Source organism: Fictibacillus sp. 7GRE50, from assembly GCF_015903875.1.
Lineage (GTDB): Bacteria > Bacillota > Bacilli > Bacillales > Fictibacillaceae > Fictibacillus > Fictibacillus phosphorivorans.
In genome coordinates this window covers 456,866-480,295 of record NZ_JACZDW010000001.1, presented here as the reverse complement: position 1 = coordinate 480,295, position 23,430 = coordinate 456,866, and the positions used below count along the sequence as shown (strand labels likewise).

Below are 23,430 nucleotides of genomic sequence, written 5' to 3'. Positions count from 1 at the left end.
AGAATAAGGGTTAGTTGAAAAGCAGGATGTTAAATGAATAATGTAGAATGTTCACCTAAAGCATAAGGGATGAATAAAGTTCCTTTTATGGCAGGGAGTAAATAATATTTTTACATTTTTTAGTCCTCCACTCAAGAATAACTCTTTTATGGGATAGTTTGTGTTAATTACCAATAGAAACAGTCAAATTTAGAAAGGATAAGAGGAAAAATGATAGGGGTGATTATTTAATTATGTTCTTTAACATTTTTGTTGCCTTCCTAGTTCCCTGGTCTATAATATTAATGTTTCACAAAAAAATGAATAAAGCACTTCTATTAACGATAGCTCCATTCGGAAGTGTATTAGCCTTTTTTGTTGATGAACTCGGTTTTTATTTTGGTTTTTGGAACGTAAAACCATTTGATGATGATACCATTGCTGAGCTGCCATTCAATTTAGGTTTATACAGTATCTTGGCATTCTTACTTATATTATTAATACGAAAATACAAAAAAGCTTTATTCACTATATTAGTTTTTTCTTTAGTAACAACAGGACTAGAGTTCATTTATCTAATAATTGGAAGGGTTGAATACAGTAACAATTGGAATATAGGTTGGACTTTTCTTTCATATCTTGCACCTTATTTTTTATTGTATTTTTACTATAAAGCTTTAGTAAAAAACAACGTTTTAAATTAGATTGCACTAACTTTGTGAATTCTTCAAAAAGGAGAAGTATACTATTTTATTGAACAAAAGGCGAGGTTTATTGAATCAGATCTAAAATAAAATTAAGCAAAAGGAGAATAGAGTGGTTATACAATCAAATATGTCCCCCCGAGCAATAGTTGAAGTTTGGGAAATGACGGCAGAAATTTTCAATAAATATCGTATCCCAATTATAAATCAATCCTTAGAAACATTAGTGGAAGAACAACATCTATCTATACTTCTTGAAAAATTAAATACTGCTGTTGGGAGCTCTACTGCAACTTGTATAGAGGGTGGCTGACAAATACCAATTAAAATGGGGTAGGTTACTCCTTATCAAAGATCTTCTTTTCAACTAACTGGTGCGATTGTTGAAGGTCAATAGCAAGAATTAAATTATTAGATGTACTTTTTAACCGAAAAATAAAAAGTATTTTCTCTTTCCTCTTTGTTCTCTTAAGTGTAATCGTTCGCTCATGAGATCAGTAAAGGGATGCTTCGCTATCTCTCCGCAAACTTTGTGAACTTTTTTGATAACACTCCAAAAAACTTGCACAAACTTCAAGTCCCTTGACAGCTCTTATCGCAAAGATTAGTTGGCCTTCAAACAAAGAAGGGAGCTGTTGAAGCATGGAAAAACTGTATGAAATTCTTCAAATCAAGCAAGTTATCGCAGAGGTGAGAGAAGGAGAGAGTCACATGATTCGTTCACCAATCGATGGAGCAAAGATTGCAGCTGCATTCATAGGAGATGAAGACAGGGAAGTATTTCTCGTGATGTGTCTCAATACGAAAAATAGAGTTGTAGCCGTCCACCGATGTCATGTAGGAGCTCTTAATTCAAGTATTGTTCACCCAAGAGAGGTATTCAAGGCGGCGATCTTAAACAACTCAGCTTCGATTATCGTCTCGCACCAGCATCCAAGTGGAGATATCACACCATCCGGAGAAGACATTGCAGTATCGAAGCGATTAGCAGAAGCCGGCAAGATGCTTGGCATTGATGTATTAGATCATCTGATAGTAAATGCCGATGCAGACTATACAAGCTTAAAAGAAAAAGGCTGCATGTAAAGCATAGAAGGAGGAGATGAAAATCTCTTCCTTTATTTCTTATTTTCTCAGAAATGGAATGTCCAAGTACCTTAAAGGAGAGAAAACGCTCCCCTTATCTTTACTGTGATTCACAATCGGAAATGCTTTGAAGCGCACAATAATGTGCTGACACAATAAAAGCAATACCAGCACAATTTAAGTTTTATTTTATACGTATGATGTTTACTAAATGGTGGTCTTTACCTTTACGATCCCATCAAAAAAGAGCATCGTATTAGATGCTCTTTTGAATTCTTTGCTATTTATTTACGAAAACGAGTTTTGAAAAAAAAATTATTGAGGCATTTGAGGAGTTTGTTCTTGCTTCTTCTCTAAGATCCCTTTTAGCTCTTTGTCATTAACCTTTACATTTGCATCTTTGCGAAGCTTCTCTACGATTTCAGTAATTGGTTTTGCTTTTTCTTGTTTTATTTGTTCTTCTATTTCTTTTTCTTTATCATTAAAAGTATTCTCTCGTTTATCAGTCACTTTAATGATGTGATAGCCATAATTAGATTTAATCGGATCGCTTACTTTATTTTTTTCTATTGTAAAAGCAACTTTATCAAATTCAGGTACCATGGCTCCTTTACCAAAAAAGCCAAGATCCCCACCTTTCATTTTTGATCCAGGATCTTTTGAATACTCTTCTGCTAGCTTTGCGAAATCTCCACCATTATTGAGTTTTTCTTTTACTTCTTGTGCTGTTTTTTCATCGTCAACAAGGATGTGACTAGCCTTAACCTCAGTTTTGAATTTTTCTTCAAATGCTTTCTTCATTTCTTCTGCTGAAACTTTCACGCCATCTGTTGTGGCTTTTTGGCTGACGAGCATAGTTTTTATACGATCTTCAAGTGCTTTTTCATCAGTAATTCCGTTCTGTTCAAGAAGCTTTTTGAACGCATCTTCCCCGCCAGATTCTTTCTTGATCTTTTCTATTTCTTTTTTTATTTCTTTGTCAGTTACCTTATACTTTTTTTCAAGTACCATCTGGTCAACCATTTGGCTAAGAACTTGTTCTCCGTATCGAGCTTTTAATTTAGCGTAAAGATCTTCATTCGTGATTTCTCCCACGTTCGACTCTACAATAGCTTCTGAATCTGAAGCTTCTCCAGAACTACAAGCTGACAATGCAAGGAGTCCTGTCATTAATCCTAACGAAAGCATCCATCTTTTCAATTATAAACCCTCCAAGGTCATTTTTTCTTAGTGTTTGTAGATATACCATAATCATTTTGGGATTCTAAACTGGGAATATGAGAGAAATTACAAAGTTTTTAAAGAGGGTTTTAAATTATCTTATTCAATCAAAAAGGCAATATACGCACACATAGAGAAGCCAGAGCTTACAATGAGTATTAACCAAAATACGGTGTATACAGTACTTTATCATTTATTCGAATTTAGGTTATCCATTTCATGTTTCCTTAACATAGCTTATTAGACCGGGACATTTATCGGTAATCGATTAATTAATAACATATAAAAACATTACACAAGTTGACTAAATTTCACGAATGTACTATGTTTATGAAAATAATGTTTCTATTAGAAAGGACTGTTTATTCTGTTTGCATATTCACATAAAGTGATGGCTTTTCATATAAAGACACATGTTAAAGAAAATGTTCAGTATGACTTAAACAAATCAACATTCTATTGGGCTAATATGAAACCAGATTTTGTTCCTGAACTTGCCAAACGAAAACATTATATAGAAGAGAGTTTTGATTTTGTCGTAGATAAAGTTGTTGCTCTTATTAATACACCAGCAATCCATTTATTAGATAAACAAAAACAAAAAAGAATTGAAATTGAAATGGGTGTCATTTGCCATTTTGTTACTGACTTTTTTTGCGTTCCACATAATCAAAGGTGGGAATTTAAAGATTACATGATACCTCACGTGAAGTATGAAGCAACATTAGATAATAAGGTAAAGACTTTGAATTTGGTAAATCGACTGACCTTGCCTGCGGTAAAGGATTACTCTAAAGAAAGCGTATCTTTTTTTCTGAAAGAATTGTTAGCAGAGTATGAATTGGAGAGCGATTACATGAGAGATGTAGTGTATTCAGTTAATGTTTGCAGTGCTTTATGCACTTTCATTCTGGAAAAAATTTATTCTAACACGGTCAGTAAAACAGCTTAATGACCGATATCTATCTAAAGAGATTTCAGAAAAAAATATATTTCTCCTAAAGGGGAGTAGCTTTTACAGTATAGTCGTCAATTCGGAGTTTACTCTCGGCTGTATTGGCAACACGCTGTTGTTAGCAAGACCTTTACCTGTTGGTAGAGGTCTTTTTTGAATTCTAAGACCTATGCCGCAAAATAGCATAGGTCTTTTTTCTTTCACTAGGCTGTTGCTAATGTTTTGTCACTATTGAAACTGGAAATTTATCTTTTAATATGGAGGGACCTATATGTTAATTAGAAAGTACACAGCATTAATTGGAATTGGTTCAGCGAAAATTGACTTATTGTTAGAGAAGGACACTTATTATCCTGGTGAGATTGTAGTCGGGCACTTCAATATAAACGGAGGGATTATCGAACAAGGAATTAGAAGAGTAGATTGCGATCTTATTTATCAAAATATAAATAAGCAGACGGAGCAAGTAATTAAGTCTTTCACTATTCATACTTCTACAATCATAAACGCAGACGAAGAAACTAGGATTCCATTTACCTTCGAACTGCCTTCATCACTTGTAGCGTCTCGACAAGAAGAGTCTTATTACTTTAAAACAAAATTAATTTTTAACGAAGGATTAAAGAGTGATGATGAAGATGTTATTAAAATAGTGTTCAAATCTTAAACTTTTTATATACGGCGTAAACAACAAGGTCATGCCTCTAAGTAGGCATGACCTTTCTATATCTACACAAAAATGGGGTTGGGATAAGTTCTATTTATCATATGTTCTTATAATAATGATATCAAACATGTAAAAGTTTTTTAACACGTTAAAAATTTATGAAGCAAACCGAAAAACAGCTTTAATACTCCGATGTAATAATAGGGGTGCCGATCGTTACGGTTGTATCATTATTATTACCGTTTGAAGTTCGATAAGAAATGTGTAGATTCATAAATTTTTGATTTCCTAATGGAATTTTTGATTTCCAAATCTTATTATAAGCAGATACTGATATGAAGTTTTTTTCATACAAACCCTCTACTGTATTTGCAGAGAACCGATTTAATAACTTTGTTGCTTCCGTTTTTAGTGGTTCCTTAAGCTTTTTAACACCTTCAACGGCGTAAAATACAGAAAAGCGATTCATTTCCGACTCGTATTCCTTTGAAATGCGATTCCATTCATTTCTGTTCCAGCCTTTACCAAGTACAGCGTATGTGACACTCAAATTATATCTATTATTTTCTACAGGATAAAAGATAATCAATATTCTCTCACTGACATTCCCTGTAAAATTTTTCCTCATCCCTATCATTTTATAGTGCTTTCCTTGTGAAGGTTCGATCGACCATGTAAATCCTTTTTGTTCAGTTTTAATTTGCTCTATTTTTTTATTAATTTCAATTTTGCTTTTCGTTTGAACAATAGGTTTCTTTATTAACATAGACCAATTTTTTATTTCTATTTCCTGTTTTTTTACCCCTTCTATTATATCCAACAATTGATTTTCCTTAAAGAAACTAAAAGCATTTTTCTCATTCAATAAAAAAATACCAAATAAAAATACAATTAAAAATAAATTCCTTCTCTTCTTGTTTAACATCGTATTCACCCCATAATTAAAGGATTACCAGCTAGAGATGAAATTATACAAGTTTACTAGATTCACTAACATTAAAATCATTCCATATTTTTGTGCGAAATATTTAGGATTTAACAAAGGGATCGACTTCTTCTTCCATTTGTTATTAGAAGGTCATAAACGAGAAGAAGAAAATCGAAGTAAAAAACAATGATTATATATGTTTATTTAAAAGTGTGCAGGAATGATCTTATAGATTGCTGAAATTATAAACAAAATAATAAGTGAATTTTATTTACTACTTTGTGAAAAGTGGCGAGACAACTCACTGCTTTTTTTATTTGTTTATATATGTATATATTGTGAACCGTCTATACGAGGGGCTTTTCTTTTATTACAATAACGTTGAAGCTAAACCGCTAACTGTTTAGGAGTGAGAAACTGTGAACATAAATAGAATAGTACCTTATCTGCTCGTTTTATGCCTTTTATTAGCTACGGCATGTTCAAAAGATGAGCCTAAGAAGAGCAATGCTGAACATAGCAATCATAAATCTGAATCAAGCAGTCAAAAGTCAGATCATGGGGTCTCAGATATTAGAGAAGAAACAAAGAACATGGAGACGCTTCCCTCTTTTTTATCTGAAAAACCAGAAAACATGCAGATTATCTATAAAGCTGCTGCTATGCATAAAGAGTTATTAGAGAAGATGCCCTGTTATTGTGGCTGTGGTGAAGAAGCGGGTCATAAGAATAACTACGATTGTTTTATAAATGAAAATAAATCAGATGGTTCTCTGGTATGGGATGATCATGGGACAAAGTGCGGAGTATGTTTAGAAATTGCCGCAAAATCCGTACTTGATTACAGCAAAGGCAAATCCATAAAAGAAATTCGAGAAAAAATTGACTCAACGTATGAAAAGGGATATGCAAAACCAACACCCACTCCAGAAATTTAAAGAAACAGGTGATTTTATATGAAAAAATTTGTGTTAATGCTTTGCTTACTTACGTTTATGGTACCAACTCTCACAAGTGCTCATACAGGACTAAAATCATCAAGTCCTGCAGATGGCGATATAGTGAAAGAGGAACTAAAAGAGATAACCCTTCAATTCGAAACAAAGGTTGAGAACTTAAGTACGATGAAGGTCGTTAAGGATGATGGGGAAGAGATTGAACTTGATTCCGTTAAGATCAAAGAAAAGTCAATGAGTGGCATGTTGCCTCGTTCATTAGAAAATGGCTCATACAAGATCCAGTGGAAGATAATCGGAACGGACGGTCATCCTATTGACGGAGAAATCCCGTTCAACGTTCAAGTCGAACAAAAAGAAAAAGTAGATTCACCAGTGGAAAACGAAACAGAAACGGATTCTGATAAACAAAAAGATGAAGAAAAAGGGTTAACCAAAGAGAATACAAAAAAGGATGAGGGTCTTAGTCCGATATTCTTTATCATCATCGGCTTTGTGATTGGCACTATCGTCTTTTTCTTCAGAATCAAGAAGATGAAGTCATGACCGGTTTCATTCCGTTCGCTGAATTCTTAAACTATGTTTTCTTTTCGTTACTCGTTGGACATGTGATTTTACAGTACGTTCCAGAATCCAAACAGCCGAAGATCATAACTTCTAGAACACTATTGCTAATCATGCCACTAGGGGTTTTACTCTTTTCCTTCGGCCCGGTACTTTATGTCATCAATTATTTTGCAGAGGATTTTGGTTTTAGACATACCACTTACTTGGTTCTCACACAATTCAACGTTGGAAAAGGCTGGATTATCACAGCGATTGTTTCTGTAATGCTATGGGTGACCTTATTCTTAAAAGGTTCCAAACACTTGCAAGCATTTTGGCTGCTCCTATTGATAGGTTCTGTAGGATATGCGAGCCATGTTGCCTCACTATCTTTTTGGTCAGGCTTTTTCCTTCATACGGTACATTTCTTAAGTGTATGCGTTTGGGTAGGGATTCTACTTCAAGTAGCTTGGTTTTCAAAGGAAGCAAAAAACTGGGCGAAGTTCTTAAGATGGTTTAATCCGGTAGCCATAGGATGTGTGGTTATCCTTTTTATGAGTGGCATCTTTATCATGTTTAAAGTCGTGGAACCAAGCGAATATCTTAACTCCTGGGCTATTCCATATGGTCAGATGTTACTGCTTAAACATATCAGCATAATCCCCGTTCTCGTGTTTGCTGTCATCAACGGGATACTGGCTAAAAAAACAAAGGCTGATTGGTCCTTTCAACCCCTTTCTTGGATGAGGATCGAAAGCCTTATATTATTGATCGTATTTTTCTTTACAAGTAGACTAGGAACCTTGTCACCGCCTCATGAATCGGTGGAGACCGCTCCATGGATGCTGCACTTCCTTGGAAGTAAAATACCGTCTTCTTTCCAAATTCAATTAGAACCAACCATGTTAGGTGTTATTTTAGGTTTACTTTCTGTATTGTTCTTGCTATTGATATTAATCAGCTTTAGAAAAAATGCGAAACCAGTTTTAGCCTTGTCCTTTGGTCTAGCTTTTATCGTGACTTTATATTTTGGTTTTATGTTTAATATAACTTTGTAGTGTTTTCCTTCGGCTGAAAAGCCGGAGGATGTTTTTATTTATGTGTATTAATTTTTATTTCTTCACACTTTATACAAATTTAACTGCTATATTTTCAATAAGGGTTTGAAATAAATGAGCAATATGTATAAGGTAATATTTTATTTAGGAGTGATCGAAGTTTGGCCACATTAGTTTTAAAGAAAAAAAATATGATAACGAAGGGTTAAAAATGAAAAAAAATCGATTTATTTACAGGAGTCTGATTCTAGGTGTTTTTGTACTAGTAATTGGATACACGCTCTATATAAACCTTTTTAAGGAAAAAAATTCTCTCGTTCAGGTTGGAGATCAAGCGCCTAATTTTGTATTGAAAGACTTGAACGGAAAATCTGTGAAATTATCTGATTATCGTGGCAAAGGAGTTTTCTTGAATTTTTGGGGTACTTGGTGTAAACCTTGTGAGCGGGAGATGCCTTATATGGAACGACAATATCAAAAATATAAAGATCAGGGGGTTGAGATTCTAGCCGTTAACATAGCTGAGTCTAACGTGTCAGTCAAGAACTTCGTAGATAGATACCACTTGTCTTTCCCAATTCCTATGGATAAAGATAGAGAAGTAACTAAAGCTTTTGGGATTGGACCGATACCCACAACGGTTTTGATTGATAAGAACGGAAAAATTGTAAAAAAGACTACCGCTAGCTTAAGTGAAAAAGACATCATTTCCTTTATGAATCAAATCGTACCTAAAGAGAAGAAATAAGTGCATTTTACTAGCTAAATGAATAAGAGAAGAAATTAAAAAAAGCCTCCCACTAAATTTTCGTGGGAGGCTTCTTTTGCATAAGTTGTTCTAGGGATGGCTATAAGATAACATTCATCTTCCATCTTTAATAGAAAGATGTAATTCTTTTTAAAAACGTTAATAAAGTGTGGCGGTTCAATGTTTATTTTGTGAAGACTTTCCGTTGCTGCAAGTTTGGATGCAAAAGTTTCATGTTTGAAGACCTTATCCTTATCATTAATAAGGTTAAATTATATCAATTTGAGCACCGTATAGAATGTGTAAGTTTATTAAAAGTTAATAAGGAATAGTTAATAAATAAACCATTACTAATTGAAGTGGAGGTAAATGATATGTCAGAAATACGTAAAATGCCTCGAGAGGAAGGAATAGATCATTCATTAAGTTTCATTAGAGAGGGTTATAGATACATTTTAAATAGACGTCAAGGCTTTAATTCTAATGTTTTTGAGACACGATTACTTGGAAAAAAAGCAATATGCATGGTCGGGATGGAAGCTACTGAAATTTTTTATGACCCTGAGAAATTCAAAAGGAAAAGTGCAGCACCAAATCGAGCAGTTCAAACATTGTTTGGGAAAAATGGTGTTCAGGCATTGGATGGACAAGATCACAAACATCGGAAAGAAATGTTTATGTCCATTATGACTACCCAAGGAATCCGAAAACTAACAAACATTACAAAAATTCAATGGATGACAGCTCTAAATAAATGGGAACGGAAAGACAAAATTACCCTCTATGAAGAAGTGAAGGAAATTATGTGCAGAACGGCGTGTCAATGGGCGGGAGTTCCTATAGAAGATGCTGATGTTAAAAAAATGACAAAAGACTTAGCAGCGATGTTCGAGACTCCAGCCGCAATTGGCCTTAATCATTGGCTTGGTAGACATGCACGTAATAACGTGGAGAAGTGGATTGTCGAGTTAATTAATAAGGTGCGTAATGGGAAAATAAATCCTCCAGAAGATACTGCTTTACATGTATTTACCTGGCATAAAGATCTAGAAGGAAAGCTTCTGGATATCAACACCGCTGCTGTTGAAGTAATCAATATCTTGAGACCAATTGTCGCGAACGCTATATTTATCAATTTCATAGCGCTCGCATTGCATCATTATCCGGAAGAAAGGAAAAAACTTCAATCCTGCTATAAAAAATATTTTCATATGTTTATACAGGAAGTGCGCCGATTCTTTCCATTTTTTCCTTGTGTTGCGGCACTGGTGAAAACAGATTTTGTCTGGAAGGGCTATGAGTTTAAAAAAGATACCTTAACATTACTTGATCTTTATGGTACCAATCATGATCCAGAAGTATGGGAAAGCCCTGATTTATTCAATCCGATGCGCTTTGCCAGATGGGAAGGAAGCCCTTTTAGCTTCATTCCACAAGGTGGTGGTGATCAATTTATGGGTCATCGCTGTGCTGGAGAATGGGTCACAATTGAAGTTATGAAAGTAAGTCTTGATTATCTGGTTAATCAAATGAAATATGAAGTTCCAGATCAGGATTTAAGTTACAGCTTGGTGAGCATGCCGAGTATTCCAAAAAGCAAAGTAGTAATAAAAAATGTTAAACCAAAGCTGACTACTGACTCTTGAATGGGGTTTTAATGTAACCTAATTAATTTATTGGATAATGCCTGTTTTTGCTAATAAGTTAAAAACGGGCTTTCTTATGTGGGAATCAATCCGTTCTAAACCATTTATGTGTGTCCAATTAATAAAAAAAACCTTAACCATACTTATTACAAACAACAAAATGAAAATGTTTATGGTGAATTATATCTGAACTACTCAAACAAAAGATGGTGCAACCACGACAAACTACATCAAATTGAGATTAAAGGGTTTCAAAATGCTGGAGTTACTCTTGAATGTTGACACGTCCTCTTCAATTTACATATAATACATTCAAATGGATGTTTGAATGTTTGGGATGAGGTGGATAAAAGTTGAAAAGTCAAGACGTATGCGAAGTAACTTGTTTTGACGAGAAAAAAGTTGTTCGAGTTAAAGATGAAATCAATAAAAGAAATTCGCTAAACGTAGCAAGTATTTTCAAAGCTCTCTCAGATGAAACAAGACTTAAAATAGCTTATGCACTTACACTTGAAAAGGAGCTATGTGTTTGTGATGTTGCTAACATCGTAGGAAGTACAACTGCAACAGCATCCCATCATCTAAGACATCTTAGGAGTATGGGCTTAATGAAATACCGAAAAGAAGGAAAACTGGTTTTTTATTCTTTAGATGATGAGCATGTAGTACAACTGATTAAAATTACTTTTACACACCAGGAGGAGGTGGAACATCGTGGAAGAAGCTTTAACGAAGCAAGGTAACAAAACTGTATACCGTGTGTCTGGATTCACTTGAGCGGGCTGTGCGAAAAAGTTCGAAACGAACGTAAAACACCTGGATGGTGTTTCAGATGCAAGTGTTAATTTTGGAGCATTAAAACTGACTGTATATGGAGAAACCACTATTAAATCAATCGAAAAAGCAGGAGCATTTGAGAATATCAAAGTTGTTCCAGAGAACGAGGAGTTTGAAAAAAATAATGAAGCAATTTATAAACGGCATGCTTCCCTAATCGCTTCTAGCATTTTTCTGATCATGGGTTGGCTTGCAGCTGAGATGTATGGGGAGAAATCGATCACTTCCATAATTCCCTATGTCCTATCAATTGTAATCGGTGGCTATCGACTGTTTATCACAGGATTTAAGAATCTTCTCCATCTTGACTTTGATATGAGGACTCTGATGACAATCGCGATTATCGGTGCTTCATTTATTGGTGAATGGGGAGAAGGGGCGATGGTTGTCATCCTATTCGCTATCTCAGAAGCCTTAGAATCCTATTCGATGGATAAAGCAAGACAATCGATCCGATCCTTGATGGATATAGCACCTAAAGAAGCGCTGATCAAGCGTGGTAACCAAGAACAAATGGTAAAGGTTGATGACATTGAGGTAGGGGATGTCATGATCGTAAAACCAGGACAAAAAATTGCCATGGATGGACGTGTAATAAAGGGAATCTCTTCTGTCAATCAAGCGGCAATTACAGGAGAATCCATTCCAGTTACAAAAGAAAAGGATGATGAAGTCTTTGCAGGCACACTAAACGAGGAAGGGTTGTTAGAGGTTGAGGTCACCAAACATGTCGATGACACGACAATCTCAAAAATTATTCATCTGGTTGAAGAAGCTCAAGCAGAAAGAGCACCTTCTCAGGCTTTCGTGGATCGGTTTGCAAAATACTATACACCAGCAATCATCCTTGTTGCCTTTCTTGTCGCTGTTCTCCCTCCCCTATTTGATGGTGACTGGCAGAAGTGGATCTACCAGGGATTAGCTGTTCTCGTAGTTGGTTGCCCTTGTGCGTTAGTCATATCGACACCAGTTTCTATCGTAACGGCAATCGGAAACGCTGCTCGGAACGGTGTATTAATAAAAGGCGGTATCCATTTAGAGGAACTTGGGGCGATTAAAGCAATAGCATTTGATAAAACGGGTACGTTAACGAAGGGGATACCTGTTGTAACAGATCTTAAAATTGAAAGTGACACTAAAGAGATATTCTCTCTAGTAGCCGCCCTAGAAAGAGCGTCTCAACATCCCCTAGCATCGGCAATTGTAAAGAAAGCGGATGATTTAGATTGCTCTTACCAACAGATTGATATTGAAAACTTTCAATCTATAACGGGTAAGGGTATCCAAGGAACCATTAACGGTATAACATACTTCGCTGGAAGTCCAACTTGGAGCAAAGAGCGCATCTTATCAGGAATAGAATCATTCACTGCTCAAATCAGTGAATTGCAAAACCAAGGGAAAACTGTAATATTATTTGGAAACGAAAATGAAATCTTAGCACTAATCGCCGTTGCAGATGAAATAAGAGAATCCAGTCTTGGAGTCATAAAACAGTTGCATTCTCAAGGAATCCAAAAAACAATCATGTTGACCGGGGATAATAAAGGTACTGCAGAAGCTATCGGGAAACTAGTAGGTGTTACAGATATTCAGTCTGAACTACTACCACATGAGAAACTTGGAACTATTAAAGAACTTCGTAAATCCTATGAAAAAGTAGCGATGGTAGGAGATGGTGTGAACGATGCTCCCGCCCTTGCAGCAGCAAATGTGGGGATAGCAATGGGTGGAGCAGGGACCGACACGGCATTAGAAACTGCGGATATTGCTCTTATGGCAGACGATTTAAGAAAACTTCCATTCGCCATGAAACTCTCCCAAAAAACATTAACGATTATTAAACAAAACATCACATTTTCACTTGGCATCAAGCTGTTAGCGTTGCTTTTAGTCGTTCCAGGCTGGCTTACTCTCTGGATTGCGATTTTTGCAGATATGGGTGCGACCCTAATCGTGACATTAAATAGTTTGAGACTTTTAAGTATAAAAGACAAGAATTAAATTACAAAACGCTTGGAGTAGGTTTTCCAAGCGTTTTTTTACTATTTATATTGAGCCATTATTCGTTGTCCAGCTGCAATTGAATGTTTTGCTCTAGATTGGTTAAAATGGATTCAACTAGATGGGGTTGCTGTTTGTAAATGGAATGTAATTGTTGGTTTGCCCGTAACAATCGTAAAGAAATGTTATCGTGCCTCCATTCGTTTGGAATATTTGGAAACAGATTAAGTTCATCATGTAATAATTGAAGATTAGTAAGTTTAATAGTAGTCGTCTTACCATTTTCAAGTTTACTTAAATACGATTTAGAAACCCCTAACTTATATGCAAGTTCCATTAAAGTCACATTACTTTGATTTCTATAAACCCTCATTCTCTGGCCAAAATCCCGAAACATTATTAGATCCTCCGTTTCTTTAGGGAATTTATTTAATCCTTTATAAGTTTAGCCTTTTAGGTGATTGTAAAATTATACTATATTTGTAATAAAAGACTGCTAAATTCTTAGCAGCCTCTAATGTTTTGATTATTTTTTTAGTGGTATTAATCTTTATTGTTTTGCGTTTTTCTTTCATCCTCATCCATAAGTTCATTGGTAGATTTTTTAAACTCTCTCAGTGTCGCTCCTACTGCTTTACCTAGTTCGGGTAGTTTTTTCGGCCCGAAGACGATGAGAGCAGCAGCTCCTACTAATACCAAACTTCCTGGTCCTAACATCGCTATCCCTCCTTAATATTTTACGAAAAACGCCGTAAAGTACATGATGAGCATCCCAACTGAGAATGCAGCTAGGTTTAACCAAGAGACAGATGGTTCTCTGAACTTTTTATGGTCTTCGATGAGCAACTTAGTGATAACAAAGATAACTTGCAGGATCGCACCTGCTCCAATTCCTAAGAATAATGCTCCCCAGATCGGAGAGAAGACAAAGCCTCCGAACCAAGTGCCCAAGATGGCGGGTGCCCCTGCGATCAATCCTAGGAGTACGAAGTCCCTAAACCGTGGTTTGGTCTTTAACAATGGTGCAGCGATCCCGATGCCTTCTGTGATGTTATGCAATGTGAACCCGATGATTAAAAAGGTTCCGAGTGCGGCTTCACCTAAGGCGAAAGAAGAGCCGATGGCAAGACCTTCACCGAAGTTATGAAGTCCTATCCCTGTTGCCATGAGTAAAGCTAAAGCATAAGGAGAATACCCTTTAGATTCCTGTTTCTTATGCTGATACTGGTCAAAGCCGATCAGAAGGAGGAAGGTAAGAGCAGCTCCGATGATGACCACCATGTTTCCTTGGAAGACAGATGGTGCTTCAGCTCCAATCTCGAATCCATCTGCTAATGTTCCGACGAAAAGGAACAGCAATAAACCAACCGTTAATGCTAATATTGCATTGATCCATTTACGTTTAAAACGCTTCATGAACGGATACCACAACAAGCCTAGTGTGATGGGGACGATCCCGACATAAAATCCGATAAAGCCATATTTCAAAAAGTTTTCCAAAGTCGGCTTGGGTGTTAACGTTGCAGCTGGAATCTCACCTTCCGTGATGATGCCGTTCTCCGTAATCAGTTTTATAGCATGAGGATCACCTTCGACCCAAGGATAATTGATCATGACGGTACCTTCGTCAAATCGCTTTAGTGTCTGACTAGGAGAGACCGTAAAATCCCATACCGAATCATCCACCATTACCTGTGAAATCTTTAGGGTTTCTGGTCCTGTGTTGCTCACATCCACTTCGAATCCAGAAACCGTTACTTGTATTCTTTCGATGTTTAAGACTTCAATCGGTGCGGCTGGATCTTGTTCAACACCAGCCCCGTTTTTTAACACCCAAGCTAATACGCCAACTAATAAAATCAACGGAATAAGTCCTGCAATCCACCATTTTGCTTTCATCTTCACCCCTCCTTTTACTCGACCTCAAAGAATCCCATCCAACCTAGTTCAGCGAATTCACTGACATGAGCATGGAACATATATTTTCCTTTGTATGGGAAACGGACTTCAACAATCCCGCGTTCACCTTGACATTGCATGATCGTATCAGTGAACTGGGAAGGGTTGTCGTCTCTTCCAGTCGGATAATACGTAAAGTAATTGGCATGAAGATGAAACGAGTTCAACAAATCAAATTCCGTTAGATTGCTCAAATAAATACGGACAAGCTCATCCTTTTTTATCTTTATCGGATGATTCATAAACGCGAACGCATAACCGTTCACGGTGTAAAATTCGTTCTCTCCGTCTAAATCCAAGTCAAAACCGTTCATCACCATGTTCAGTTCTATTGCAGGTTTTCTCGGTTTCTTAGGATCGATGATAAAGTTTCCATAAAGTCCTTTATGAATATGTCGTGCCAAAGGGAGTACATGGCAATGATAGATCTGTAATCCATAAGGCTTCGCTTCAAATTCATACGTGAAAGATTGACCTGGATAGATCGGATCTAACCCATCCATCTCGGGAGGATGGATGCCATGGAAATGAATCGAGTGCGGGTGACTGCCTTTGTTAACAAAGTTGAAACGCAGCATGTCACCTTCTGTACAACGGAATGTTGGTCCAGGGATGGTTCCGTTGTACGTCCAGCCTGGAAACTTGATTCCCTTAGCGATCTCGATCTCTTTATCAACCGCAACGACTTCGTACGTTCTTAGTGTTTGCCCATTCGGCAGGGTGCTGACTTTTCCATAATCAAATTCAGTAAGCAATCTCTCAGCCATCTTATAGCCGTTTGTTTTGGATTTATCCGACATGTTCGCGTGATTAGCATGACTATTCTTTTTCTTGTGATTGTTGTGAGATGAGGCGTTAACCGTTCCTGTAAATGGAGCAACCTTGTTCAAAAAATAACTTCCTGCAAGTCCAATGGCTCCGACAGATCCCATTTTCAAAATATCACGACGAGAGACTTGTTCCTTTTCTTCCAGTTCCTTATCCATACTTGACCTCCTCTTAAAAAGTTTCCCTTATGCAACTTTTATGATTAATAACTACACTTTATGCCTAATACAAGTATCCTGTCAATTGTTTTTTTTTTGTAAGGTTATTTATTGTACATCCTATTTATAAAATTCTTATTTGGAATGAACAAAAAGCCAATAGAATATGGTGAAAGTGGGTGGGACAAAAAAAGAGGAGACAACGAGATGAATTCAATCATTATTGGGTTAGGGGTTTTTGTTTTTGTGTTTTTAGGCACGTTCCTTGGTGGTGGTAGTCTCCAACTTCTAAAAGATGTGGTATTCAAAAGGAGGAAATTAGTCTTATTGTTTTCAGGAGGAATCATCCTAAGTTTATTACTAAATGAAATCATCCCAGAAGCCATTGAATTATTTGAGACAAAGGGAATTATTCTTGGATTTATAGCTGGTGCACTTTTAATGAAAATTACTGATCAATTTTTCCATAAGGGGAACAAAAAATCCTTTATGTTCTTAGTAGTTGCTTTAATCCTCCATAACCTTCCCACTGGCGTAGGTGTAGGGTTGTTAATAAACGAGAGTTCAAACTCCATATTTTCTTCACCATTTTTACTTGCCATGTTTTTTCATCACATACCGGAAGGACTAGCACTTATGTCATCTGCTTTATATGGAAATGTTTCTTTCTATCTCTTTACATTAACTTGTTTGATTCTTGCGTTTTTCTTCGGTATTAGCGCATTAATTGGCAATGCGTTTTTATATCTTCAAAATATAAAAGTAAATACGCTTTTAATGGGTACATCGATAGGAACACTTAGTTTTGTAACCCTCCATGAGTTTTTAAGGAAAAGTAAAGATGTTACGATTTTTGAATGGCTTTTATACACTAGCTTTGGTTTTTTAATTCCATACTCGTTGCTTTTTATTCACTAAAACCACAAATGCTGAACTCTCCGGCTGCCATAAAAGGCAGTCCTTTTTATGGATAATTTTGGATTTGGTGATTTAATAGCAATCAATTGACAAAGTATGAATACATTCTTATTATGATACTAAAAGTTGCCTATGGGAAACAATTGGGACAGGGGGAAACACGGATGGACGAAGCTAAAGTAATAAAATTATACGATGCCAAGATCGGAAGCTTCATCCGGATCACTTCAATTGATTTAGAAGGTGTGATGAGAAGACGTTTACTGGATCTAGGTTTTGTTCGAGGGGCAGTTGTTGAAGTGATAAGAAGAAGTCCTTTAGGGGATCCGATGGCATTCCGTGTAAGCCAAACTACCATTGCTTTACGAAAAGAAGAAAGCCAGAGGATAGAAGGGGAGTTGGTCTAACATGAAAAACTCTTATACTGTTGCGTTAGCAGGCAACCCAAACACAGGAAAAAGCACGCTGTTCAATGCGTTAACAGGTTTAAAACAACATACCGGTAATTGGGCTGGTAAGACTGTTTCACTCGCAGAAGGTAAAGTTGAACATAAAGGCAAAACGGTAAGAATAATTGATCTGCCAGGTACGTATTCCTTATTCTCAAATTCAACCGATGAAGAAGTCGCAAGGAATTATATCGTTTTTGAAAAGCCAGATGTAACACTGGTCGTTTTAGATGCTACATCATTAGAGCGCAACTTTAATTTAGCCTTACAAGTTTTAGAGATGACAACGAATGTGATCATTTGTATCAATTTAATTGATGAAGCAGATAAACAAGGCATATCTATAAATGAAAAAGCGTTAACAAGGAAACTCGGTGTACCTGTTATAAAAATATCTGCGAGAAATAAAACAGGTTTTACCCTTTTATTAGATACGATTGATAGAATCCATACGGGAAAGATCGTGTGTACTCCTGAAATTATTTTTTATGATGAAGAGATCGAAAGAAAGATTCGCCAGATCGAACCGCTCGTACGGGAGTATCTTGAAGATAGTATTTCGTCAAGATGGGTAGCTTTACGCTTGCTTGACGGAGATGATTCATTATTTCAGCAGATGGAAAAACGCTTATTGGTCAAGGGGGGATAATCATGCAAAATGGATTCCAACAGAAAACTTCAGTAAGTTTGGGAAACTTATATGCGTATGCTCAAGAAATCTCTGATGATCATATGCGGGATAAGATCGTTCAAAATCTGTATAAAAAGAGTCAACAATTATGCGAATCTAGTGTCATTCATAAAAATAAGAAGAATGATAAAAGAACAGAAAAACTAGATGCCATCTTTACTTCCCCGATATTTGGATTCCCGATTATGATTATAATGCTTGGAATCGTGTTTTATCTAACTATCGCAGGGGCTAACATACCGTCATCGATGCTTGCTACTTTCTTTGGCTGGCTAGAAAATCATCTAACTGCCTTTTTTATGTATATGAATTCTCCTGATTGGCTTCATGGTATATTGGTACTTGGGTTATACCGGGGGACTACATGGGTGATAAGTGTAATGCTTCCTCCTATGGCTATTTTCTTTCCTACTTTTGCCTTGCTTGAAAACTATGGTTATCTACCACGTGTTGCCTTCAATATGGATCGAATTTTCAAGAGTGTAGGGGCACATGGAAAACAGTCTTTAACAATGGCGATGGGGTTCGGTTGTAATGCTGCAGCGATGTTATCGTCTCGAATCATTGAATCTCCAAGAGAAAGGATGCTTGCCATCCTTACGAACAACTTCGTTCCTTGCAACGGTCGTTGGGGTACCCTGATTGTTCTTGCATCACTTTTTATGGCAGCAGGATATACAGGTGGTCTTAAATCACTCGTGACGACTTCTGTTATCGTTGGAATTGTAATGGTTGGTGTAATTGTAACCTTTATTGTTTCTTGGGTTCTTTCCAAAACAGCTCTAAAAGGAGTGCCTACGCATTATACTCTAGAATTGCCGCCATATAGAAGACCGAAATTCTTTGACACAGTCATAAGATCATCATTGACAAAATCTTTATCAGTTCTTAGCCGTGCAATTAAAGTTGCTGCGCCAGCTGCAATTTTAACATGGGTCATTGCTAACATTTATGTTGGGGATACAAGTATCTTGATGTATATCGTAAACTTCTTAGATCCTTTCGGTAAGATGCTAGGGTTAGACGGCTTCATACTCATGGCTTTTCTGATTGGATTGCCCGCCAACGAGATCGTTTTGCCAATCTTATTAATGGGCTATCTTTCCACCGGGTCATTAACAGAAGTCGATAACCTGGTAGATTTGAAGCAAATCTTTGTAGAGCACGGATGGACGTGGCTTACTGCATTGAATATGATGCTATTTTCATTGTTGCATTTTCCATGCGGGACAACACTCGTGAACATATACAAAGAAACCAAGAGTAAAAAATGGACGTTTTTAGCTTTTCTGATACCAACTGTTATTGCAATTACGGTTACATTCACCATTGCTCAAACAGTTTATTTTCTTCGTTAATTCAAAAGCCCTTTATTGGGCTTTTTTTAATGTGAAAAAATGATCGATAGACACAAAGGATTAAGTTTATTTACAATTGTTTATTCTAATTATGTATTAACTTTTTCTCTTTGTATGATTGCACGCTGAGCGGATATTGTGCATAATATACATGAGCACATATTCATATTTAAGAAGGTGGAAATTATGGGACACTCTCACGATCATGGACATCACCATCATGGAAGTAATAACAAAAACGCATTAAAATGGTCATTTTTTCTAATTGCGAGCTTTATGATTGTTGAGGTCATTGGTGGCCTTTGGACTAACAGTTTGGCTCTCCTTTCCGATGCAGGGCATATGTTGAGTGATGCTGCGGCACTTGGACTTAGCTTTTTAGCTCTTACGATGGGGCAACGAAAAGCCACCCATTCAAAGACGTTTGGATACAAACGTTTTGAGATTCTAGCGGCGTTTTTAAACGGTATTACCTTAATCTTAATCTCACTTTATATCTTCTGGGAAGCTTATCACCGTATAGTAGATCCTCCAGAAGTGGTGAGCTCAGGAATGTTAATCATCTCTTTCATTGGATTGCTTGTAAACATAGCAGCTGCCTATATTTTGATGAAAGGCGATAAAGACGAGAACTTAAATGTGCGTAGTGCATTTTTACATGTGCTTGGCGACATGTTAGGATCAGTCGGAGCAATCGTTGCAGCATTACTCATCATGTTCTTGGGATGGAGTATCGCTGACCCGATTGCGAGTATCATTGTTGCGGTATTAATCATCATAAGTGGCTGGAGAGTAACAAAAGATTCCTTCCATATCTTAATGGAAGGAACACCATTAAATTTAGACGTAGAAAAAGTAAAAGAAGTTATACTATCACTTCCCGAGGTGAAGGGAGTTAACGACCTCCACGTATGGTCGATCACATCTGATTTTCCTGCACTCAGCTGCCATGTAGTAAAAGAAACATCAGCTGATTACAAGGAAGTTTTGAATCAAGTGAAAAAAGTGTTGCACGATGAATTCCATATTCATCATACGACGATTGAAGTGGATGAAGAAAGAGAAGGGCATCAGCACCAAGGGCATTGCAATTAAAAAACGAACCCTTTTCAGGGCTCGTTTTTACGTATGTTTTGCATGGTCAATGCTTTGTTTTAACAAGTCAATGACATGTTCATCATCTGTAGTATAATAAATTGTTGTGCCTTCTCTTCTTGATTTCACTAATCTAACATTTTTCAAAAATCGTAATTGGTGGGAAACTGTAGATTGTAAAAGAGAGAGTTTGTCGGCAATCTCATTTACAGACTGCTCACCATGTAGTAACAAATTTAAGATGCGTAACCTTGTTGGATCGGATAATGCTTTAAAACATTGACCGACCATAAAAAGTGTTTCTTCATCTAAATCAATAAACAGCTTTTTATTATGTTGTTCCTGTTCTCCCATGTGCAACCCCTTCTTTATTAATACATGAATCTATTATAAGAGAATCTTTCCTAATGAACAACGATTTAGACCAAGGAGGTACTTGTGAATAACGTTTTAACAACTTATCCATTCTTTGAGCTTTGGAAGATTGACATTTTACTTTTAATTGTTTTTCTAGGCTTTATATTTTCTTTAGTAACTAAGAGAGTTTTAATTTTAAATCCACATTTGGATGGTGTAAGCATTAAGAAGAGGGCACTTTTTTGTAGTGGGTTGATTCTTTGGGCTATTGCAGAGGGCAGTCCGTTAAGTCTGATCGGACATCATTATCTCTTCAGTGTACATATGGTACAGATGACAATTACCTATCTGATGGTACCACCATTATTAATTGCAGGGCTCCCGGAATGGGTGTTTACCTATCTCTTTCAGGTATCATCCATCAAGAAAATGGTCCACTTTGCAACAAGACCCTTGTTAGCGATACTAGTATTCAATTCCTTGTTTTCGATTTATCATTTTCCAAATGTTTTTGACACGCTGATGGCTAACCCTTGGGCGATGGATTTTTATCATATTGTTTTATTTATTACATCAATTATGATGTGGTTTCCTATAATATCAAATGTTCAAACCGGAAAAGAATTATCAAGCCTTCAAAAGACAGGATACATCTTTGCCATGGGCGTACTGCTCACACCAGCATGTGCGTTAATCATTTTTGCAAAAGACATATTGTATCAGATGTATCAACACAGATCGTCGATCACTTACCTCTCCTATACACCTCTGTATGATCAGCAACTTGGAGGAGTAATCATGAAAATCGGACAAGAGATTATATATGGAACGGTATTGTTGAGGATCTTTATCGGTTGGTTCAAAAAAGATAAGTTATATAGCATTGATGAATTACCAGCTGAGGATTATCGGGTCCCAAAGGGATAGCCATTTCTGTTCTAATTGGGGGGAATAAGCATGAATTATGATGTGATTGTGATTGGCGCTGGTCAAGCAGGATTAGCGATGGGCTATTACTTAAAGAAGGCAAAACATTCATTTTTAATAATCGGTAAAGAAGAGAATGTTGGGGATGTTTGGAGAAAGCGTTATGATTCTCTCGTTCTGTTCACGCCGCGGTCATATAGTACACTTCCAGGATGCTATTTTGAAGGGGATCAAGACGTTTATCCGACAAAATATGAAGTAGCAGACTACCTTGCGTCATATGCTGAAAAATTTTCATTACCCCTTCAATTAAACACTAACGTTTATAGTTTGCATAAAGAGGATAACCGATTTGTAGTTAAAACGAACCAAGGCGATTTTCTTTCAGATAATGTAGTTGTGGCTACGGGGCCGTTTCAGGTCCCATTTATACCTGAGTTTTCACATCAGTTCTCCAATGAGGTTTTTCAAGTACATTCTTCAGGTTATCGATCTCCAGAACAGCTCAAAAGTGGATCAGTGTTGATCGTTGGTGGTGGGAATTCTGGTGCTCAGATCGCCGTTGAGTTGTCCAAGACCAAAGAAGTGTACTTGTCTGTAGGACATAAAATGAAGTTCTTTCCGCAAGTAATCGGAAATAAGAGCATCTTTTGGTGGTTTCAAAAGTTAGGACTTCTACAATCACACGTAAATACCACAATAGGGCGATTTTTGAGCCGTCAGCCTGATCCAATTTTTGGTCTTGAACTGAAAAAAGCGATAATAGAAAAGAAGGTAATTTTAAAATCACGATCTGTTAGTGTAGAAAATGACAAGATCATGTTTGAAGATGTGAGCAGGGTAATGGTTGATAATGTTGTTTGGGCGACAGGTTTTAAATCCGATTTTAGCTGGATACAAATTGAGGGTTTATTCGATTACGATAGAAAACCTATTCATCAAAGAGGCGTTACTAAAGTTAAAGGGCTATACTTTTTAGGTTTGCCCTGGCAGTATCGAAGAGGATCAGGGCTGCTCTATGGAGTCGGAAATGATGCAGAGTATCTAATGAATCATATGAACAGCTTACAATAAAAACAGTGCATACAGCGCACTGTTTTTTTATAATCTAACTTGATTTTTTCTTTTCCTCCATGAGCCACTTAGAGGCTAAGACTTCTTGCTCAAATCGATTTGCATGCTCCTCTTGCTTCTTGGACACTTTCTTTATGAAAACGACAAAGATAAATGAGAATACAATTCCTATAACTATCAAAAGTGTAGGTCCTACAAACTCCATCGTCTCTTTTGAAATATTAAACAATATGATCACTCCCTTCATGGTATTTATGTGCATATGTTCATATAATAGCATT

27 protein-coding genes are annotated in these 23,430 nt (G+C 36.6%); 19 read left to right on the top strand and 8 right to left on the bottom strand.

Annotated elements, in window-relative coordinates; translation table 11 throughout:
* Positions 1 to 299: 299 nt before the first annotated feature.
* From IHV12_RS02390 to IHV12_RS02380, 3 genes are all read left to right on the top strand, one after another.
* Positions 300 to 683 carry a CBO0543 family protein gene (locus tag IHV12_RS02390; protein ID WP_197189695.1) on the top strand — a complete coding sequence of 128 codons (384 nt, stop codon included), beginning with the start codon at positions 300 to 302 and terminating at the stop codon, positions 681 to 683.
* A 163-nt stretch (positions 684 to 846) separates the two neighbouring features.
* The gene (locus tag IHV12_RS02385) at positions 847 to 996 is read left to right on the top strand and encodes a hypothetical protein (RefSeq protein ID WP_312035279.1); all 150 of its coding nucleotides are present in this window, start codon (positions 847 to 849) and stop codon (positions 994 to 996) included.
* Positions 997 to 1,325: 329 nt separating this feature from the next.
* A complete protein-coding gene (locus IHV12_RS02380) occupies positions 1,326 to 1,769 on the top strand; it encodes a JAB domain-containing protein (protein ID WP_197129663.1) in 444 nt (147 codons plus the stop codon).
* 315 nt (positions 1,770 to 2,084) lie between these two features.
* Here the strand turns inward: IHV12_RS02380 and IHV12_RS02375 are convergent, their stop codons facing one another.
* Positions 2,085 to 2,969 carry a peptidylprolyl isomerase gene (locus IHV12_RS02375; protein WP_197129666.1) on the bottom strand — a complete coding sequence of 295 codons (885 nt, stop codon included), beginning with the start codon at positions 2,967 to 2,969 and terminating at the stop codon, positions 2,085 to 2,087.
* A gap of 412 nt (positions 2,970 to 3,381) precedes the next feature.
* On the opposite strand from IHV12_RS02375, the gene IHV12_RS02370 reads away from it, so the two are divergent.
* Positions 3,382 to 3,942 (top strand): zinc dependent phospholipase C family protein, encoded by a 561-nt coding sequence (locus tag IHV12_RS02370; RefSeq protein WP_197130015.1) that lies wholly within the window; start codon positions 3,382 to 3,384, stop codon positions 3,940 to 3,942.
* A 274-nt stretch (positions 3,943 to 4,216) separates the two neighbouring features.
* Positions 4,217 to 4,612, top strand: a complete 396-nt coding sequence (locus IHV12_RS02365; RefSeq protein WP_197129670.1) for a sporulation protein — start codon at positions 4,217 to 4,219, stop codon at positions 4,610 to 4,612.
* A 181-nt stretch (positions 4,613 to 4,793) separates the two neighbouring features.
* On the opposite strand, the gene IHV12_RS02360 is transcribed toward IHV12_RS02365, so the two are convergent.
* On the bottom strand, positions 4,794 to 5,537 hold the full coding sequence (locus IHV12_RS02360; protein WP_197129673.1) for a YwmB family TATA-box binding protein: 744 nt from the start codon (positions 5,535 to 5,537) through the stop codon (positions 4,794 to 4,796).
* 422 nt (positions 5,538 to 5,959) lie between these two features.
* On the opposite strand from IHV12_RS02360, the gene IHV12_RS02355 reads away from it, so the two are divergent.
* The 7 genes from IHV12_RS02355 to IHV12_RS02325 all read left to right on the top strand — a co-directional run bounded on the left by IHV12_RS02355 (position 5,960) and on the right by IHV12_RS02325 (position 13,335).
* Complete coding sequence (locus IHV12_RS02355) at positions 5,960 to 6,478, top strand: PCYCGC motif-containing (lipo)protein (protein ID WP_312035280.1); 519 nt, start codon at positions 5,960 to 5,962, stop codon at positions 6,476 to 6,478.
* Positions 6,479 to 6,496: 18 nt separating this feature from the next.
* Positions 6,497 to 7,042 carry a copper resistance CopC family protein gene (locus tag IHV12_RS02350; RefSeq protein WP_197129676.1) on the top strand — a complete coding sequence of 182 codons (546 nt, stop codon included), beginning with the start codon at positions 6,497 to 6,499 and terminating at the stop codon, positions 7,040 to 7,042.
* Positions 7,039 to 8,100: a copper resistance D family protein gene (locus tag IHV12_RS02345; RefSeq protein WP_197129680.1), complete on the top strand. Its 1,062-nt coding sequence runs from the start codon at positions 7,039 to 7,041 to the stop codon at positions 8,098 to 8,100. Before IHV12_RS02350 ends, IHV12_RS02345 begins: the two co-directional genes overlap by 4 nt.
* Positions 8,101 to 8,311: 211 nt before the next feature.
* Positions 8,312 to 8,848, top strand: coding sequence for a thiol-disulfide oxidoreductase ResA (gene resA, locus IHV12_RS02340; protein ID WP_197129684.1), 537 nt, complete (start codon positions 8,312 to 8,314; stop codon positions 8,846 to 8,848).
* Between the two features lie 374 nt (positions 8,849 to 9,222).
* Entirely contained in the window at positions 9,223 to 10,494 is a 1,272-nt protein-coding gene (locus IHV12_RS02335) for a cytochrome P450 (protein ID WP_197129687.1), read from the top strand.
* Positions 10,495 to 10,847: 353 nt separating this feature from the next.
* Complete coding sequence (locus IHV12_RS02330) at positions 10,848 to 11,237, top strand: ArsR/SmtB family transcription factor (protein ID WP_197129690.1); 390 nt, start codon at positions 10,848 to 10,850, stop codon at positions 11,235 to 11,237.
* Positions 11,209 to 13,335: a heavy metal translocating P-type ATPase gene (locus tag IHV12_RS02325; RefSeq protein WP_312035281.1), complete on the top strand. Its 2,127-nt coding sequence runs from the start codon at positions 11,209 to 11,211 to the stop codon at positions 13,333 to 13,335. The genes IHV12_RS02330 and IHV12_RS02325 overlap by 29 nt, the downstream gene beginning before the upstream one ends.
* Before the next feature lie 58 nt (positions 13,336 to 13,393).
* Here IHV12_RS02325 and IHV12_RS02320 read toward each other — a convergent pair whose 3' ends face one another.
* From IHV12_RS02320 to IHV12_RS02305, 4 genes are all read right to left on the bottom strand, one after another.
* Positions 13,394 to 13,732, bottom strand: coding sequence for a helix-turn-helix domain-containing protein (locus IHV12_RS02320; protein ID WP_197129693.1), 339 nt, complete (start codon positions 13,730 to 13,732; stop codon positions 13,394 to 13,396).
* A gap of 146 nt (positions 13,733 to 13,878) precedes the next feature.
* Entirely contained in the window at positions 13,879 to 14,052 is a 174-nt protein-coding gene (locus IHV12_RS02315; protein WP_197129696.1) for a twin-arginine translocase TatA/TatE family subunit, read from the bottom strand.
* 12 nt (positions 14,053 to 14,064) lie between these two features.
* Positions 14,065 to 15,234 carry a ZIP family metal transporter gene (locus tag IHV12_RS02310; RefSeq protein ID WP_197129699.1) on the bottom strand — a complete coding sequence of 390 codons (1,170 nt, stop codon included), beginning with the start codon at positions 15,232 to 15,234 and terminating at the stop codon, positions 14,065 to 14,067.
* Between the two features lie 14 nt (positions 15,235 to 15,248).
* Positions 15,249 to 16,280: a multicopper oxidase domain-containing protein gene (locus IHV12_RS02305; RefSeq protein ID WP_370568612.1), complete on the bottom strand. Its 1,032-nt coding sequence runs from the start codon at positions 16,278 to 16,280 to the stop codon at positions 15,249 to 15,251.
* Between the two features lie 207 nt (positions 16,281 to 16,487).
* Between IHV12_RS02305 and IHV12_RS02300 the strand changes: the two genes are divergently transcribed.
* The 5 genes from IHV12_RS02300 to IHV12_RS02280 all read left to right on the top strand — a co-directional run bounded on the left by IHV12_RS02300 (position 16,488) and on the right by IHV12_RS02280 (position 20,791).
* Positions 16,488 to 17,198 carry a ZIP family metal transporter gene (locus IHV12_RS02300; protein ID WP_197129702.1) on the top strand — a complete coding sequence of 237 codons (711 nt, stop codon included), beginning with the start codon at positions 16,488 to 16,490 and terminating at the stop codon, positions 17,196 to 17,198.
* A 164-nt stretch (positions 17,199 to 17,362) separates the two neighbouring features.
* Complete coding sequence (locus IHV12_RS02295) at positions 17,363 to 17,605, top strand: FeoA family protein (protein ID WP_197129705.1); 243 nt, start codon at positions 17,363 to 17,365, stop codon at positions 17,603 to 17,605.
* Between the two features lies 1 nt (position 17,606).
* Positions 17,607 to 18,296, top strand: a complete 690-nt coding sequence (locus IHV12_RS02290; protein WP_197129709.1) for a FeoB small GTPase domain-containing protein — start codon at positions 17,607 to 17,609, stop codon at positions 18,294 to 18,296.
* A gap of 2 nt (positions 18,297 to 18,298) precedes the next feature.
* The gene (locus IHV12_RS02285) at positions 18,299 to 19,696 is read left to right on the top strand and encodes a ferrous iron transporter B (RefSeq protein WP_197129711.1); all 1,398 of its coding nucleotides are present in this window, start codon (positions 18,299 to 18,301) and stop codon (positions 19,694 to 19,696) included.
* Between the two features lie 186 nt (positions 19,697 to 19,882).
* Complete coding sequence (locus IHV12_RS02280; RefSeq protein ID WP_197129714.1) at positions 19,883 to 20,791, top strand: cation diffusion facilitator family transporter; 909 nt, start codon at positions 19,883 to 19,885, stop codon at positions 20,789 to 20,791.
* Between the two features lie 27 nt (positions 20,792 to 20,818).
* Here IHV12_RS02280 and IHV12_RS02275 read toward each other — a convergent pair whose 3' ends face one another.
* Positions 20,819 to 21,145, bottom strand: coding sequence for an ArsR/SmtB family transcription factor (locus tag IHV12_RS02275; RefSeq protein ID WP_197129725.1), 327 nt, complete (start codon positions 21,143 to 21,145; stop codon positions 20,819 to 20,821).
* An 84-nt stretch (positions 21,146 to 21,229) separates the two neighbouring features.
* Here IHV12_RS02275 and IHV12_RS02270 point away from each other — a divergent pair, with 84 nt between their 5' ends.
* Positions 21,230 to 22,075: a cytochrome c oxidase assembly protein gene (locus tag IHV12_RS02270; protein ID WP_197129728.1), complete on the top strand. Its 846-nt coding sequence runs from the start codon at positions 21,230 to 21,232 to the stop codon at positions 22,073 to 22,075.
* A gap of 30 nt (positions 22,076 to 22,105) precedes the next feature.
* Positions 22,106 to 23,149 carry a flavin-containing monooxygenase gene (locus IHV12_RS02265; RefSeq protein WP_197129731.1) on the top strand — a complete coding sequence of 348 codons (1,044 nt, stop codon included), beginning with the start codon at positions 22,106 to 22,108 and terminating at the stop codon, positions 23,147 to 23,149.
* A 34-nt stretch (positions 23,150 to 23,183) separates the two neighbouring features.
* On the opposite strand, the gene IHV12_RS02260 is transcribed toward IHV12_RS02265, so the two are convergent.
* The gene (locus IHV12_RS02260; RefSeq protein ID WP_197129734.1) at positions 23,184 to 23,378 is read right to left on the bottom strand and encodes a hypothetical protein; all 195 of its coding nucleotides are present in this window, start codon (positions 23,376 to 23,378) and stop codon (positions 23,184 to 23,186) included.
* Between the last annotated feature and the right edge of the window lie 52 nt (positions 23,379 to 23,430).